Origin of the sequence: Agromyces flavus, from assembly GCF_900104685.1 — a bacterium.
Taxonomy (GTDB): Bacteria; Actinomycetota; Actinomycetes; order Actinomycetales; family Microbacteriaceae; genus Agromyces; species Agromyces flavus.
The window spans coordinates 212,280-226,616 of the sequence record NZ_LT629755.1; the positions used below are offsets into that span (position 1 = coordinate 212,280).

Genomic DNA, 14,337 nt, shown 5'->3' on the forward strand with positions numbered 1-14,337 from the left:
GTCCGCGGCCCGGGCGGTCGCGTCCTCCGGCCGCCCATCCGGACCAGAGCCCGACCACGAAGCCGACGCAAGGCCGACGAAGAAGGAGCACACATGACCGACCAGATCCTGCCCCCCGAGAACGTGCGCATCATGCCCGGCGGCGCCGACCGCGACGAGGCCATCCGCGAGGCCGGTCGGATCCTCGTCGACGTGGGCGCCGTCGACGCCTCGTACATCGACTCGATGCTCGAGCGCGAGTCCACCGTGTCGACCTACATGGGCAACTGGCTCGCCATCCCGCACGGCACGAACGAGGCGAAGGACCTCATCCGGCGATCCGCGATGTCGCTGCTCCGCTACGAGCAGCCGATCGACTGGGGCGGCGAGCCCGCCCGGTTCGTGGTCGGCATCGCGGGCCTCGAGAACGAGCACCTCGAGATCCTGTCCAAGATCGCCATCGTGTTCTCCGATGAGGAGCAGGTCGACCGGCTCCTCGCCGCCGGCAGCGCGGAGGAGCTCGTGGCCGCCCTCGCCGAGGTGAACGAGTCGTGAAGGCCGTCCACTTCGGCGCCGGCAACATCGGTCGCGGCTTCATCGGCCTGCTCCTGCACGACGCCGGGTACGAGGTCGTGTTCGCCGACGTCAACGCCGAGCTGATCGATGCGCTCGCGGCATCCGATCGGTACACGGTGCACGAGGTGGGTGAGGGCGCACGCGAGCTCGTCGTCGACCGGTACCGCGCGATCAACAGCCAGACGGATGAGGCGGCCCTCGCCGCGGAGCTCGCCGACGCCGACGTCCTCACGACCGCGGTCGGGCCCAACGTGCTGCGATTCATCGCGCCGCACGTGCTCCAGGCCCTGCGCGACCGTTCGCCCGACGCGGCGCCGCTCGCCGTCATGGCGTGCGAGAACGCGATCGACGCGACGAGCATGCTGCGCGCCGAGACGGAGCGGCTCGCGGGTCCCGACGAGTGGATCGAACTCGAACGCCGCGCGGTCTTCGCCAACACCGCCGTCGACCGGATCGTGCCGGGGCAGCCCGAGGGCGCCGGGCTCGACGTCACCGTGGAGACGTTCTCGGAGTGGGCGATCGAGCGACCGCCGTTCGGCGAGGCGCCGCCCGACATCCCCGGCGCGCACTTCGTCGACCGGCTCGGGCCGTACATCGAGCGGAAGCTCTTCACGGTCAACACGGGCCACGCGTCGACCGCGTACTTCGGCTTCCTCGCCGGGCACGAGCGGATCGCCGAGGCCCTCGCCGACGCCTCGGTCGCCGAGCGCGTCGAACGCGTGCTGCAGGAGACCTCGGCGCTGATCGTGGCCAAGCACGGCTTCACCGAGGAGGAGCAGGCGACGTACCGCGACACGATCCTCGCGCGGTTCCGCAACGCGTCGCTGCCCGACACGGTCGAGCGCGTGGGGCGCCAGCCGATCCGCAAGCTCGGGCGCCGCGAGCGGTTCATCGCACCGGCCGCAGAGCTCGCCGAGCGCGGGCTGCCGGTCGACGGACTGCTCGCCGCGGTCGAGGCGGCGCTCGGATTCGACGTGCCGGCCGACCCCGAGAGCGTCGAGCTGCAGGAGCGGTTGCGGACGGATGCCGCGGCGGCGATCGTGCACGAGGTGTGCGACGTCCAGGCGGGGCATCCGCTGCACGATCGACTCGTCGAGACCGTCGCACGCCGCACCGCAAGCTGACACGCGCGCGAACTGGCGAATCGCGATGGATTCGCCTATAGTTGACCCTTGGTGTTTTGCACGCCCGCTTCGGCCTGCCCCGAGGGCGCCGGCCGAGGTCGTGCATCATCATCGCACGACCGAATACCCAAACTCCAAGCGATAGTGAGGCTATGGCCAAGAAAGACGGCGTCATCGAGATCGAAGGCTCGGTCATCGAGGCTCTCCCGAACGCGATGTTCCGGGTCGAGCTGACCAACGGGCACAAGGTGCTCGCCCACATCTCCGGAAAGATGCGCCAGCACTACATCCGCATCCTCCCCGAGGACCGCGTGATCGTGGAGCTGAGCCCGTACGACCTGACCCGCGGCCGCATCGTCTACCGCTACAAGTAAGGGCTGTTCGGAAAGTAACGGCCCGCGGCACCCCGCGGGTACGAGGACAGCGAAAAAAGGAACCAACGACTGTGAAGGTCAACCCCAGCGTCAAGCGCATCTGCGACAAGTGCAAGATCATCCGCCGCCACGGCCGCGTCATGGTGATCTGCGAGAACCCGCGCCACAAGCAGCGCCAGGGCTAGTCCCGCGCCGACGCAGAACTGAATACCGGCACTTCCACGAACCCGCGCCCCTGAGGCGCGGGGGACACCCTCGGACGGAGGCCGAGGCACCGGAAGTGCTCCACACCTCCGACTCACTCAACAGGAGAACGCCACCATGGCACGTCTGGCAGGAGTCGACATCCCGCGCGAGAAGCGCGTGGAGATCGCACTGACCTACATCTACGGCGTGGGTCGCACCCGCGCGCTCGAGACGCTGAAGGCCACCGGCATCAGCGGCGACATCCGCGTGAAGGACCTCAGCGACGACCAGCTCGTCGCCCTGCGCGACCACATCGAGGGCACCTACAAGGTCGAGGGCGACCTCCGCCGCGAGGTGGCCGCCGACATCCGCCGCAAGGTCGAGATCGGCTCGTACGAGGGCATCCGCCACCGTCGCGGCCTCCCGGTCCGCGGCCAGCGCACCAAGACCAACGCTCGTACCCGCAAGGGCCCGAAGCGCACCGTCGCCGGCAAGAAGAAGCCCGGCCGCAAGTAACCGCTCGCGCCAAGATCTAGGAGATTCCACACATGGCAGCACCCAAGGCGGCGACTCGCAAGCCGCGCAAGAAGGAAAAGAAGAACATCGCCGTGGGCCAGGCCCACATCAAGTCGACGTTCAACAACACCATCGTGTCCATCACCGACACGACCGGTGCCGTGATCAGCTGGGCCTCGTCGGGAGGCGTCGGCTTCAAGGGCTCGCGCAAGTCGACCCCGTTCGCCGCGCAGCTGGCCGCCGAGTCGGCCGCGCGCCAGGCGCAGGAGCACGGCATGAAGAAGGTCGACGTCTTCGTCAAGGGCCCGGGCTCTGGCCGCGAGACCGCGATCCGCTCGCTCCAGGCCGCGGGCCTCGAGGTCGGCAGCATCAACGACGTGACGCCCCAGGCGCACAACGGATGCCGCCCGCCCAAGCGTCGCCGCGTCTAGCACACTCCGCACTGCGGATCGAGGAGGCCGTCAGGCCGTCTCGAGATCCGGTCTCGAGACGCGCCCGGTGAACCGGGCGCTCCTCGACCCGCAGCACACGTTCTCTCCACAACTCAAGATCCTCGAACTCGCAGGTGTCATATAGCGGACACCCTGCCGAAAGGAATCACACCGTGCTGATCGCACAGCGCCCGACGCTCACCGAAGAGAACATCTCGGAGTTCCGTTCGCGTTTCGTGATCGAGCCCCTCGAGCCGGGCTTCGGTTACACCCTGGGCAACTCCCTCCGTCGCACCCTCCTCTCCTCGATCCCCGGCGCGGCCGTGACGAGCATCCGCATCGACGGCGTGCTCCACGAGTTCTCGACCGTCCCGGGCGTGAAGGAGGACGTGACCGAGATCATCCTCAACATCAAGAACCTGGTCGTCTCCAGCGAGCACGACGAGCCCATCACGGCCTACCTGCGCAAGCAGGGCGCCGGTGAGGTCACCGCGGCCGACATCTCCGCTCCGGCCGGAGTCGAGGTGCACAACCCCGACCTGGTCATCGCGACGCTCAACGACTCGGCGAAGTTCGAGCTCGAGCTCACGATCGAGCGCGGCCGCGGCTACGTCTCGGCCTCGCAGAACCGCAACGAGTACTCCGAGGCCGGCCAGATCCCGGTCGACTCGATCTACTCGCCGGTCCTGAAGGTCACGTACCGCGTCGAGGCCACGCGTGCCGGTGAGCGCACCGACTTCGACCGCCTCGTGGTCGACGTCGAGACCAAGCCCGCCATCTCGCCGCGCGACGCGATCGCGTCGGCCGGTCGCACGCTCACCGAGCTGTTCGGCCTCGCCCGCGAGCTCAACACCGCCGCCGAGGGCATCGAGATCGGCCCCGCGCCGGTCGACGCCGTGCTCTCGAGCGAGCTGTCGATCCCCATCGAGGACCTCGACCTCTCGGTGCGCTCGTACAACTGCCTCAAGCGCGAGGGCATCAACACGGTGTCCGAGCTCGTGGCCCTGTCGGAGTCGCAGCTGATGAACATCCGCAACTTCGGCCAGAAGTCGGTCGACGAGGTCAAGGACAAGCTCACCGAGATGGGCCTCTCGCTCAAGGACTCGGTCCCCGGCTTCGACGGCGCCCACTTCTACACGGGCTTCGACGACGAGAACTAGCAGGCCACGGGCCGCACCAACCCCCCACCACTGGAGATAACGAACCATGCCGAAGCCCACGAAGGGCCCCCGCCTCGGAGGCGGACCCGCGCACGAGCGCCTGCTGCTCGCGAACCTCGCCGCCGCGCTGTTCACGCACGAGCGGATCACCACCACCGAGACCAAGGCCAAGCGTCTGCGTCCGCTGGCCGAGCGCCTCGTCACGTTCGCCAAGCGCGGTGACCTGCACGCGCGCCGTCGCGTGCTCGCCGTGATCGGCGACAAGTCGGTCGTGCACAAGCTGTTCACCGAGATCGCGCCGCAGGTGGCCGACCGCCAGGGCGGCTACACGCGCATCACGAAGATCGGCAACCGCAAGGGCGACAACGCGCCCATGGCGGTCATCGAGCTCGTCCTCGAGCCCGTGACGCCGAAGCAGCGCGCCGCGAAGCCGGCCGCCGAGGCCGCGCCCGCCGCGCCCGCCGAGGAGCCCGCCGCCGAGGAGACGCCCGAGGTCGTGACCGAGGCCGAGGCCGCGGTCGACGAGGCCGCCGGTTCCGAGGCGTCCGAAGAGTCGGCCGAGCAGGCCGAGACCGAGGAGGCGTCGGCGAAGTAGCCGTCGCGCCAGTCGACCGAGGGGCCCCGATGCGAATGCATCGGGGCCCCTCGCCGTCCCCCGTTCAGCCGTGCGCGTGGTGGTCGAGGGAACGCCGGACGACGAGGACGACGCTCATGGTGATCACCCACGCCCAGAACACGGCGTACGGGATGAACCACCATCCGCCCTCCCAGACGTACCGCACGGCGACGAGCCCGACGCCCGCCGCGATCGCCCACCAGCCCGCCCAGGCACGTCGGCGACAGGGGCCGTCGACGAGCACCCAGCCGCATCCGATCGCGAAGGCGCCGAGGGCGAGCCACGCGTTGGCGAAGCCGAGGTTCGCGAGGTCGAAGGCGTACGTGGCCACCGCGGAGTCGATCCCGCCCCGGTTGGCTGCGGCATCCCAGCTCGCGTCGATGACGCCGTAGGCCGCAGCGACCGCTGCCGACACGAGCGCGGCCGTGGACCGCCAGGCCGGTTCGCCCTCGTACCGGCGCAGGATGGTCGTGAAGCCGGCCGCGAACCACAGGAACGCGAGCATGCCGACCGATGCCGTCGCCATGGCGGCCGTCACCCACGGCTCGTCGCTCGCGGCGAAGAACGCGGCGATCTCCTCGGGCGAACCCGTGAAGGCGGGCTCGCCGAGCGCCGAGATCGCGATGATCGGGGCGAAGAGCAGCACGGTCGCGACGAGTCCGACGACCCCGATGGTACGGGTCCGCGACCGCCATCGCTCGTCGCGTGCCGCCGCCCTCGCGGCATCGTCCGGTCCGGTCGTGGTTCGAGTCGTGGCGTCGCTCACGGGAGCCTCCCTCGTCGCGGCCAGTATCGTCGCGCGGCGCGACCGGCGGTAGCACCCGACCGGGGGAGCGCGCCGACCCGTAGGCTGTTCGCGTGCGAGACCACGCCCCCAGCCCGCCGGGCGACGAGACGGATGCCGCGGCATCCGTCGTGCGCCTGCGGCTCGATCTCGCCTACCAGGGCACCGACTTCGCCGGGTGGAGCCGCCAGCCCGGGCTGCGCACGGTGCAGGGCGTGCTCGAGGGCGCGCTCGCCACGCTGTTCCGCCGCGAGGGCGTCGCGCCGCGGCTCGTGGTGGCGGGCCGCACCGACGCGGGCGTGCACGCGTCGCGCCAGGTCGCGCACCTCGACGTCACGGCAGCGGCGCTCGACGCCGTCACGCGACCGCGGCGGGGCGAGGCCGGGAGCGGCGCCGCCGTCGATCCCGGAGCCGTGCTGGTCCGGCGACTGCGCGGCATCCTCGGATCGCACGACGCCGACGTGGTCGTGCGATCCGCCCGACCGGCGGCCGAGGGATTCGATGCGCGGTTCTCGGCCGTCTGGCGCCGCTACGAGTACCGGGTGGCCGATGCGTCCGCCGAGCACGACCCGATGCAGCGGCATCGCACGGTGTGGTACCCGCGCGAACTCGACGTCGATTCGATGGATGTCGCGGCGCAGACGCTGATCGGCCTCGCCGACTTCGCGGCGTTCTGCAAGCCGCGCGAGGAGGCCACGACGATCCGCACGCTCCAGTCGTACCGCTGGCGGCGGAGCGGCGACGGTGCGCTCGTCGCATCGCTCCAGGCCGACGCGTTCTGCCACTCGATGGTCCGCGCGCTCGTCGGGGCATGCCTCGCCGTGGGCGAAGGGCGCCTCGACGTCGGCGGCCCGACCGAGCTGCTGCACGCGCGCGAGCGCACGAGCGCCTTCAAGGTCCTCCCGGCCAAGGGGCTGACGCTGACCGAGGTCGGATACCCGCCCGACGAGGAGCTGGCCGCCCGGGCGCAGCAGACGAGGGCGCGCCGCGAATTGCACGTCGACGGCGTGGTCGGCTAAGATCTCCCCTTGGTGCCGTCGACTGCGTCGGTACCCGATGTTGAGCCCTCCACCGGGGCCGTTCGACCCGCATCGCGGGCGAACCCCCACCGGAGCGGGATTCACGAACCCCTCACTCGATCAGAAAGCAGCACTACTGTGACGCGCACCTACACCCCGAAGGCGAACGAGATCCAGCGCGACTGGGTCGTCATCGACGCCACCGACGTCGTGCTCGGCCGCCTCGCGAGCCACGCTGCCGCCATCCTGCGCGGCAAGCACAAGCCGATCTTCGCGAGCCACGTCGACACCGGCGACCACGTGATCATCGTCAACGCCGGCAAGGTCGCCCTGACCGGCCAGAAGCTCGAGCAGAAGAAGGCGTACCGCCACTCCGGCTACCCGGGCGGCCTCAAGGCCGTCGGCTACGCCGAGCTCCTCGAGAAGAACCCCGTCCGCGCCGTCGAGAAGGCGATCCGCGGCATGCTCCCGAAGAACTCGCTCGGACGCCAGCAGCTGAAGAAGCTGAAGGTCTACGCCGGCCCGGAGCACCCGCACGCGGCTCAGCAGCCGAAGCCGTACACCCTCACCCAGGTCGCCCAGTAAGCCCCGGCGCCGACGCGAAAAAGGATTCAGACACCACCATGGCGAAGATCGCAGACCAGATCGACCAGGCTCCGGAGAGCTACAGCACCGAGACCCCGGCCGCAGCCGCCGCGCCCGCCGCGCGCCCCGTCCTCAACGTCTCCGGTGCGGCCGTCGGCCGCCGCAAGCAGGCCATCGCGCGCGTGCGCGTCGTGCCGGGCGCCGGCACCATCACGGTCAACGGCCGTGAGTTCGCGGACTACTTCCCGAACAAGCTGCACCAGCAGCTGATCACCGACCCCTTCACCGTGCTCGAGCTCAGCGGCTCGTACGACGTGATCGCCCGCATCACCGGCGGCGGCCCCTCGGGCCAGGCGGGCGCGCTGCGCCTCGCGATCGCGCGTGCGCTCAACGAGATCGACCGCGAGAACAACCGTCCGACCCTGAAGAAGGCCGGCTTCCTCACGCGCGACGCCCGCGTCATCGAGCGCAAGAAGGCCGGTCTCAAGAAGGCCCGCAAGGCGCCGCAGTTCTCGAAGCGCTAGTCTCGGGCACCGCATCCGATGCCTCGGCTCTTCGGAACCGACGGGGTCCGGGGCCTGGCCAACCGTGAACTCACGGCTGACCTGGCCCTGGGCCTCGCCCAGGCGGCTGCCGCCGTCCTCACGCAGGGGCGGCACGCCGATGAACTCCGCGCCGCCGGTCGCCGGCCGGTCGCGGTCGTCGCACGCGACCCGCGCGTCTCCGGCGAGTTCCTGACGGCCGCCGTCTCGGCCGGTCTCGCGAGCTCCGGGGTCGACGTCCTCGACGCCGGTGTCATCCCGACCCCGGCGACCGCGTTCCTCATCGACAGCATCCGCGCCGACTTCGGCGTGATGATCTCCGCCTCGCACAATCCCGCGCCCGACAACGGGATCAAGTTCTTCTCCTTCGGCGGCACCAAGCTGCCCGACCAGGTCGAGGACCGCATCGAGTCCTACCTCGGCCGTCAGAAGCTCGCTCCGACCGGCGGCGGCGTCGGTCGCATCCGCCGCTTCGCCGACGCCGAGGACCGCTACGTCGTCCACCTGCTCGGCACGCTGCCGCACCGCCTGGACGGGCTGAAGGTCGTGCTCGACTGCGCCCACGGCGCGGCCGCCGGCGTCTCGCCCGAGACCTTCCGCGACGCCGGCGCCGAGGTCGTCGTGATCGGCGCCGACCCCGACGGCATGAACATCAACGACGGCGTCGGGTCCACGCACCTCGAGCAGCTCCAGCGCGCCGTGGTCGAGCACGGCGCCGACGTGGGCATCGCGCACGACGGCGACGCCGACCGCTGCCTCGCGATCGACGCCGACGGCAACGTCGTCGACGGCGACCGCATCATGGCCATCCTCGCGGTGTCGATGCAGGAGCGCGGCACGCTCACCGACGACACGCTCGTGGTCACGGTGATGTCGAACCTGGGCCTCAAGCGCGCCATGGCCGAGCGCGGCATCCGCGTGGTCGAGACCAAGGTCGGCGACCGATACGTGCTCGAGGCGCTCGGCGAGGGCGGCTACGCGCTCGGCGGCGAGCAGTCGGGCCACGTGATCATGTCCGAGTTCGCGACCACGGGCGACGGCGTCCTCACGGGCCTGCACCTCGTGGCCGAGATGGCGCGCACCGGCAAGTCGCTGGCCGAGCTCGCATCGGTCATGACCGTCTACCCGCAGGTGCTCGTGAACGTCCGGGGCGTCGACCACCACGCGCTCGGCGACGACGCCGAGATCGCCGCCGCGGTGACGCGGGCCGAAGCCGAGCTCGGCGATTCCGGTCGCGTGCTGCTCCGTCCGAGCGGCACCGAGCCCATGGTGCGCGTCATGGTCGAGGCGGCCGTGCAGTCCGACGCCGAGGCGCACGCCAACCGGCTCGCCGACGTCGTCCGCGCCCGCCTCGCGAACTAGCCGGCCGACTCAGAGCTTGCGCAGCAGCACGTTCCGCACAGCGTGATCGGAGCCCTTGCGGAGCACCAGCGAGGCGCGCGACCGCGTCGGCCGGATGTTCTGCAGGAGATTCGGCTCGTTGATCGACTGCCAGATCGAGCGCGCACGCGCACGCGCCTCGTCCTCGGTGAGGCTCGCGTAGCGGTGGAAGTAGGAGCGCGGGTTGGCGAACGCCCCCCGCTGGAGCTTCAGGAACCGCTCCTCGTACCACCGGGCGATGTCGCTCGTGCGCGCGTCGACGTAGATCGTGAAGTCGAACAGGTCGCTCACGGCGAGCCGGTGGCCCGGACCAGGCGGCTGGAGCACGTTGAGCCCCTCGACGATGAGCACGTCGGGGCGGCGGACCGTGATCTGCGCGTCGGGCACGATGTCGTAGGCGAGGTGCGAGTAGAAGGGCGAACGCACCTCGGGCGCGCCGGCCTTGACCGCGCTGACGAAGCGCAGGAGCGCACGGCGGTCGTAGGACTCGGGGAAGCCCTTGCGCTCCATGAGTCCACGCCGTTCGAGCTCGGCATTCGGGAACAGGAAGCCGTCGGTGGTCACGAGCTCGACGCGCGGGGTGTGCTCCCACCGCGCGAGCAGCTCGCGCAGGAGCCGGGCGATGGTCGACTTGCCGACGGCGACGGAGCCCGCGACGCCGATGACGAACGGCGTCGACTCGAACCGTTCGCGCAGGAAGGTGCTGGTGACCTCGTGCAGCGCCTTGGTGCCGCCGACGTAGAGATTGAGCAGCCGGCTGAGCGGCAGGTAGACCTCGCCGACCTCGTTGAGGTCGAGCGGTTCGCCGAGCCCGCGGAGCTGGACGATCTCGGTCTCGCGAAGCGGCGACGGCATCGACGGTGCGAGCGCCGCCCAGTCGGCTCGGTCGAGTTCGACGAAGGGCGACGCCTGCGGCGTGTGCGACGACGGGCTCTGCGGATCGGGCACCGGCACAGTCTAGTGGCGGGCCTGCGCGCCCCCGGGCACGGCGTGTGCGCGCTCCCGCCTGCTCCCGGCATTCGCCCATCCCGGCGCCGGTAGGATCGAGCGCATGTGTGGAATCGTCGGATACGTCGGAGAGCGCAACAGCCTCGACGTCCTCATGGGTGGCCTTCGCCGCCTCGAATACCGTGGCTACGACTCGGCGGGAGTGGCCGTGGTCGATGACGAGGGCGACCTCGAGACCGCCAAGCGCGCGGGCAAGCTGCAGGTGCTGGCCGACGAGCTCGAGCGCAACCCGATCCACCGGGGCGGCACCGGCATCGGTCACACGCGCTGGGCCACGCACGGCGGCCCCACCGACCGCAACGCGCACCCGCACCTCGGCGACGAGGGCCGGCTGGCGCTGATCCACAACGGCATCATCGAGAACTTCGCCGAGCTCAAGGACTCCCTGCTCGCCGACGGCTTCGCATTTGAGTCCGAGACCGACACCGAGGTCGCCGCCGTGCTCCTCGGCAAGCTCTACGGCGAGTCGGGCGACCTGCGCGAGGCGTTCCGTCGCACGGTGTCGCAACTCGAGGGGGCCTTCACACTCCTCGCGGTGCACAAGGACGAGCCGGGCCTCGTCGTGGGCGCACGACGCAACTCGCCGCTGGTCATCGGCCTGGGCGACGGCGAGAACTTCCTCGGGTCCGATGTCGCGGCCTTCGTCGAGTACACGAAGCGCGCCGTGGCGATCGGCCAGGACCAGATCGTCGCGATCACGTCCAACGGCGTGACGGTGACCGACTTCGACGGCGCGACCGTCGAGGTCGAGCCGTTCGACGTCGCGTGGGATGCCTCGGCCGCCGAGAAGGGCGGCTGGTCGTCCTTCATGCGCAAGGAGGTGTCGGAGCAGCCCGACGCCGTCGCGAACACGATCCGCGGCCGCGTCACCGACGGCGTGGTGGCGATCCCCGAGCTCGAGGCCTACGGCGACGACGCGCTGCGCGACATCCGCCGCATCACCGTCATCGCGTGCGGCACGGCAGCCTACGCGGGCATGGTCGCGAAGTACGCCATCGAGCAGTGGGCGCGCATCCCCGTCGAGGTCGAGCTGAGCCACGAGTTCCGCTACCGCGAGCCCGTGCTCGACGACGGCACGCTGGTCGTCTCGATCAGCCAGTCCGGCGAGACCATGGACACGCTCATGGCCGTCAAGTACGCGCGCGAGCAGGGCGCGAAGGCCATCTCGGTCTGCAACACGCAGGGCGCGACGATCCCGCGCGAGTCCGACGCGGTCGTCTACACCCACGCAGGCCCCGAGGTCGCCGTCGCGTCGACGAAGGCGTTCGTCGCCCAGATCACGGCGCTCTACCTGTTCGGCCTCCACCTCGCGCGCGTGCGTGGCACCCTCTCCGAGGAGCAGCTCGCGTCCCAGGTCGCCGAGCTGCAGGCGGTTCCCGAGAAGCTCGCGACCGTGCTCGAGCAGGCCGATCGCGTCGGCGAGCTCGCGCACTGGATGTCCGACACGCGCTCGGTCCTCTTCCTCGGTCGCCACGTGGGTTACCCGATCGCGCTCGAGGGCGCGCTCAAGCTCAAGGAGCTCGCCTACATCCACGCCGAGGGCTTCGCCGCGGGCGAGCTCAAGCACGGCCCGATCGCGCTGATCGAGCCGGGCCAGCCGGTGTTCGTGGTCGTGCCGAGCCCCCGCGGCTCCGCGGCGCTGCACCCCAAGGTCGTCTCCAACATCCAGGAGATCCGCGCGCGCGGCGCCCGCGTCATCGCGATCGCCGAGGCGGGGGATGCCGCGGTGCTGCCGTTCGCCGACGAGGTGATCCGGATCCCGCTCGCCGGACCCCTCTTCGAGCCGCTGCTCGCGGTCGTGCCGTTGCAGATCTTCGCCATGGAGCTCTCGCAGGCGAAGGGCCTCGACGTCGACCAGCCGCGGAACCTGGCGAAGTCGGTCACGGTCGAGTGAACCGGCCGGGCCGGCCCGGTGACGTCGCGGCGCCCGTGCGGCAGACTCGAGTCGTGGACTCGGAGGGCGCCGCATGATCGCCGGGATCGGCATCGACGTGGTCGACATCGCGCGCTTCGAGCGGTCGCTCGAACGCACGCCGTCGCTGCGCGATCGTCTGTTCGCTGAGAGCGAACGGCATCGGCCGGCCCGGTCGCTCGCGGCGCGGTTCGCCGCGAAGGAGGCGCTCATCAAGGCGCTCGGGGGACATGCCGTCATCCGCTGGCACGACATGCGCGTCGTCCAGGACGACGAGGGCAACCCCGACTTCGCGCTGTCGGGGGCGCTCTCGGCGCACGTCGCCGCACTCGGCATCGATCGCGTGCACCTGTCGATGAGCCACGACGCGGGCATCGCGAGCGCGTTCGTCGTGCTCGAGCGCGGCGTCGGCCCGGCGGTGACGTCGAGCGAGCTGCTGGGCGAGCCCGACGGCGCCGAGGGGCGCGCATCCGGCCCTGCCGGGGAGGCGCCGTGAACCCGCGTCACGTGCTCGCGCCCTTCCGCGAGGCCGTGATCGACCTCGATGCCGTGCGCCACAACGCCCGGCACCTCGCCGAGGCGGTCGCGCCCGCGCGCGTCATGGCGGTCGTCAAGGCCGACGCCTACGGCCACGGCGCCGTCGCGGTCGCGCGCGCTGCGGTCGAGGCGGGAGTCGACTGGCTCGGCGTCGCCGACCTCGACGAGGCGATCGCGCTGCGCGGCGCGGGCATCGACGCACCGCTGCTCGCGTGGCTGCACGATCCCGACGCGCGGTTCTCGGCCGCCATCTCGCGCGACATCGACCTCGGCGTCTCCTCCGTGAGCCAGCTCGAGGCGGCCGCCGACGCTGCGACCGCGGCCGGGCGCGTCGCGAACGTGCACCTCAAGCTCGACACCGGGCTCAGCCGCAACGGCATCGCCCCATCCGACTGGCCCGACGTGGTCGCGCGCGCGGCCGAGCTCGAGCGCGAGGGCCCCATCCGGGTGCGCGGGCTGTTCAGCCACCTCTCGAACACGTCCCCCGACGAGGATGCCGCGCAGCTCGACGCCTTCCTCCGCGGCGTCGAGGTCGCCGAGGTCGCCGGCCTCCGTGCAGAGGTCCGCCATATCGCCTCGACCGCCGCCGCCCTGCGCCTCCCCGATGCGCGCCTCGACATGGTGCGCATCGGCATCGGCCTCTACGGCGTCCCGCCCTTCGGCGACGGCACCACGGCGGCCGACCTCGGCCTCCGCCCGGTGATGACCCTCCGGGGGCGCATCGCCGCGGTGCGACGCGTAGCTGCAGGCACCGGTGCGTCCTACGGGTACGCGTGGCGTGCCGAGCGCGAGACGACCCTCGCGCTCGTGCCGCTCGGCTACGCCGACGGCGTGCCGCGTCAGGCGTCGGGTCGCGCCGAGGTCGCGATCGGCGGCACGCGGCATCCGGTCGTCGGCCGGATCGCGATGGACCAGTTCCTCGTCGACGTCGGCGATGCCGAAGTGCGCGTGGGAGACGAGGTCGTGCTCTTCGGCGACCCCGCCACGGGGGCGCCGTCGGCCGACGACTGGGGCGACGCGGCCGACTCGATCGCGTACGAGATCGTGACCCGCGTCGGCGCGCGCGTGCCGCGCACCCACGTGGACGCGTCGTGATGCACCGCACGGTCGCCGACACCGAGGCCATGGAGGCGCTCGGCCGCGAGCTCGGCGGGCAGCTGCGCGCCGGCGACCTCGTCGTGCTCACCGGTCCGCTCGGCGCCGGGAAGACGACCCTGACCCGCGGGATCGGCGACGGCCTGCGCGTGAGGGGCCCGGTGCAGAGCCCGACCTTCGTGCTCGCGCGCACGCATCCGAGCCTCGTCGGCGCCGCGCCGCTCGTGCACGTCGATGCCTACCGCCTCTCGGGCGCTGCCGAGCTCGAGGATCTCGACCTCGACTTCGCGAACTCGGTCGTCGTCGCCGAGTGGGGCGCGGGACTGCTCGACGACGTGGCCGACTCGTGGCTCGAGGTGGTCATCGAACGTCGTCGCGGGGGCGACGCGGCCGATGTCGCAGCGTCCGACGACCTCGAGGCCGACGAGCCGAGATCGGTCCAGCTCCTCGGGCACGGACCCCGGTGGGCGGGCACCCCGTACTCGGTCGCACCCGCGCTCGGCGCCTGAGCGT

The 14,337-nt window shown here is 71.2% G+C and carries 17 protein-coding genes and 1 pseudogene; 16 read left to right on the plus strand and 2 right to left on the minus strand.

Annotation, left to right across the window (positions count from 1 at the left end; genetic code table 11):
* Positions 1-93 precede the first annotated feature (93 nt).
* The 8 genes from BLT99_RS01090 to rplQ all read left to right on the plus strand — a co-directional run bounded on the left by BLT99_RS01090 (position 94) and on the right by rplQ (position 4,941).
* Positions 94-534 (plus strand): PTS sugar transporter subunit IIA, encoded by a 441-nt coding sequence (locus BLT99_RS01090; RefSeq protein ID WP_092668567.1) that lies wholly within the window; start codon positions 94-96, stop codon positions 532-534.
* Positions 531-1,679: a mannitol-1-phosphate 5-dehydrogenase gene (locus BLT99_RS01095; protein ID WP_092668569.1), complete on the plus strand. Its 1,149-nt coding sequence runs from the start codon at positions 531-533 to the stop codon at positions 1,677-1,679. The genes BLT99_RS01090 and BLT99_RS01095 overlap by 4 nt, the downstream gene beginning before the upstream one ends.
* 152 nt (positions 1,680-1,831) lie before the next feature.
* Complete coding sequence (gene infA, locus BLT99_RS01100; protein WP_011186713.1) at positions 1,832-2,053, plus strand: translation initiation factor IF-1; 222 nt, start codon at positions 1,832-1,834, stop codon at positions 2,051-2,053.
* Between the two features lie 71 nt (positions 2,054-2,124).
* Positions 2,125-2,238 carry a 50S ribosomal protein L36 gene (gene rpmJ, locus BLT99_RS01105; protein ID WP_092668570.1) on the plus strand — a complete coding sequence of 38 codons (114 nt, stop codon included), beginning with the start codon at positions 2,125-2,127 and terminating at the stop codon, positions 2,236-2,238.
* 136 nt (positions 2,239-2,374) lie between these two features.
* Positions 2,375-2,755, plus strand: coding sequence for a 30S ribosomal protein S13 (gene rpsM / locus BLT99_RS01110; protein WP_092668572.1), 381 nt, complete (start codon positions 2,375-2,377; stop codon positions 2,753-2,755).
* A 32-nt stretch (positions 2,756-2,787) separates the two neighbouring features.
* Positions 2,788-3,186 carry a 30S ribosomal protein S11 gene (gene rpsK / locus BLT99_RS01115; protein ID WP_092668574.1) on the plus strand — a complete coding sequence of 133 codons (399 nt, stop codon included), beginning with the start codon at positions 2,788-2,790 and terminating at the stop codon, positions 3,184-3,186.
* A gap of 173 nt (positions 3,187-3,359) precedes the next feature.
* On the plus strand, positions 3,360-4,346 hold the full coding sequence (locus BLT99_RS01120; RefSeq protein ID WP_092668576.1) for a DNA-directed RNA polymerase subunit alpha: 987 nt from the start codon (positions 3,360-3,362) through the stop codon (positions 4,344-4,346).
* A 46-nt stretch (positions 4,347-4,392) separates the two neighbouring features.
* Positions 4,393-4,941: a 50S ribosomal protein L17 gene (rplQ, locus tag BLT99_RS01125; RefSeq protein WP_092668578.1), complete on the plus strand. Its 549-nt coding sequence runs from the start codon at positions 4,393-4,395 to the stop codon at positions 4,939-4,941.
* A gap of 64 nt (positions 4,942-5,005) precedes the next feature.
* Here the strand turns inward: rplQ and BLT99_RS01130 are convergent, their stop codons facing one another.
* The gene (locus BLT99_RS01130) at positions 5,006-5,728 is read right to left on the minus strand and encodes a hypothetical protein (RefSeq protein WP_092668580.1); all 723 of its coding nucleotides are present in this window, start codon (positions 5,726-5,728) and stop codon (positions 5,006-5,008) included.
* A gap of 149 nt (positions 5,729-5,877) precedes the next feature.
* On the opposite strand from BLT99_RS01130, the gene BLT99_RS01135 reads away from it, so the two are divergent.
* The 4 genes from BLT99_RS01135 (at position 5,878) to glmM (ending at position 9,254) form a co-directional block, all read left to right on the plus strand.
* Complete coding sequence (locus BLT99_RS01135; RefSeq protein ID WP_092675379.1) at positions 5,878-6,765, plus strand: tRNA pseudouridine synthase A; 888 nt, start codon at positions 5,878-5,880, stop codon at positions 6,763-6,765.
* Between the two features lie 138 nt (positions 6,766-6,903).
* Positions 6,904-7,350: a 50S ribosomal protein L13 gene (rplM, locus tag BLT99_RS01140; RefSeq protein ID WP_092668583.1), complete on the plus strand. Its 447-nt coding sequence runs from the start codon at positions 6,904-6,906 to the stop codon at positions 7,348-7,350.
* Between the two features lie 38 nt (positions 7,351-7,388).
* Positions 7,389-7,874 (plus strand): 30S ribosomal protein S9, encoded by a 486-nt coding sequence (rpsI, locus tag BLT99_RS01145; protein WP_092668585.1) that lies wholly within the window; start codon positions 7,389-7,391, stop codon positions 7,872-7,874.
* A gap of 18 nt (positions 7,875-7,892) precedes the next feature.
* The gene (gene glmM / locus BLT99_RS01150; RefSeq protein WP_092668587.1) at positions 7,893-9,254 is read left to right on the plus strand and encodes a phosphoglucosamine mutase; all 1,362 of its coding nucleotides are present in this window, start codon (positions 7,893-7,895) and stop codon (positions 9,252-9,254) included.
* A 9-nt stretch (positions 9,255-9,263) separates the two neighbouring features.
* Here the strand turns inward: glmM and coaA are convergent, their stop codons facing one another.
* Positions 9,264-10,220 (minus strand): type I pantothenate kinase, encoded by a 957-nt coding sequence (gene coaA, locus BLT99_RS01155; protein ID WP_092668589.1) that lies wholly within the window; start codon positions 10,218-10,220, stop codon positions 9,264-9,266.
* Positions 10,221-10,323: 103 nt separating this feature from the next.
* On the opposite strand from coaA, the gene glmS reads away from it, so the two are divergent.
* The 4 genes and pseudogenes from glmS (at position 10,324) to tsaE (ending at position 14,333) form a co-directional block, all read left to right on the plus strand.
* A complete protein-coding gene (gene glmS, locus BLT99_RS01160) occupies positions 10,324-12,174 on the plus strand; it encodes a glutamine--fructose-6-phosphate transaminase (isomerizing) (protein WP_092668591.1) in 1,851 nt (616 codons plus the stop codon).
* Between the two features lie 73 nt (positions 12,175-12,247).
* Positions 12,248-12,592: pseudogene (locus BLT99_RS01165) on the plus strand (holo-ACP synthase); the annotation flags it as partial.
* Between the two features lie 92 nt (positions 12,593-12,684).
* A complete protein-coding gene (gene alr / locus BLT99_RS01170; protein WP_229724796.1) occupies positions 12,685-13,824 on the plus strand; it encodes an alanine racemase in 1,140 nt (379 codons plus the stop codon).
* Positions 13,824-14,333, plus strand: coding sequence for a tRNA (adenosine(37)-N6)-threonylcarbamoyltransferase complex ATPase subunit type 1 TsaE (gene tsaE, locus BLT99_RS01175; protein WP_092668595.1), 510 nt, complete (start codon positions 13,824-13,826; stop codon positions 14,331-14,333). Before alr ends, tsaE begins: the two co-directional genes overlap by 1 nt.
* The last annotated feature ends 4 nt before the right edge of the window (positions 14,334-14,337 follow it).

Coding starts and splice junctions, on each gene's coding strand:
- BLT99_RS01090 (WP_092668567.1), top strand. CDS start 94: ATGACCGACCAGATCCTGCCCCCCGAGAACGTGCGCATCATGCCCGGC.
- infA (WP_011186713.1), top strand. CDS start 1,832: ATGGCCAAGAAAGACGGCGTCATCGAGATCGAAGGCTCGGTCATCGAG.
- rpsM (WP_092668572.1), top strand. CDS start 2,375: ATGGCACGTCTGGCAGGAGTCGACATCCCGCGCGAGAAGCGCGTGGAG.
- rpsK (WP_092668574.1), top strand. CDS start 2,788: ATGGCAGCACCCAAGGCGGCGACTCGCAAGCCGCGCAAGAAGGAAAAG.
- rplQ (WP_092668578.1), top strand. CDS start 4,393: ATGCCGAAGCCCACGAAGGGCCCCCGCCTCGGAGGCGGACCCGCGCAC.
- rpsI (WP_092668585.1), top strand. CDS start 7,389: ATGGCGAAGATCGCAGACCAGATCGACCAGGCTCCGGAGAGCTACAGC.
- glmM (WP_092668587.1), top strand. CDS start 7,893: ATGCCTCGGCTCTTCGGAACCGACGGGGTCCGGGGCCTGGCCAACCGT.
- glmS (WP_092668591.1), top strand. CDS start 10,324: ATGTGTGGAATCGTCGGATACGTCGGAGAGCGCAACAGCCTCGACGTC.
- tsaE (WP_092668595.1), top strand. CDS start 13,824: ATGCACCGCACGGTCGCCGACACCGAGGCCATGGAGGCGCTCGGCCGC.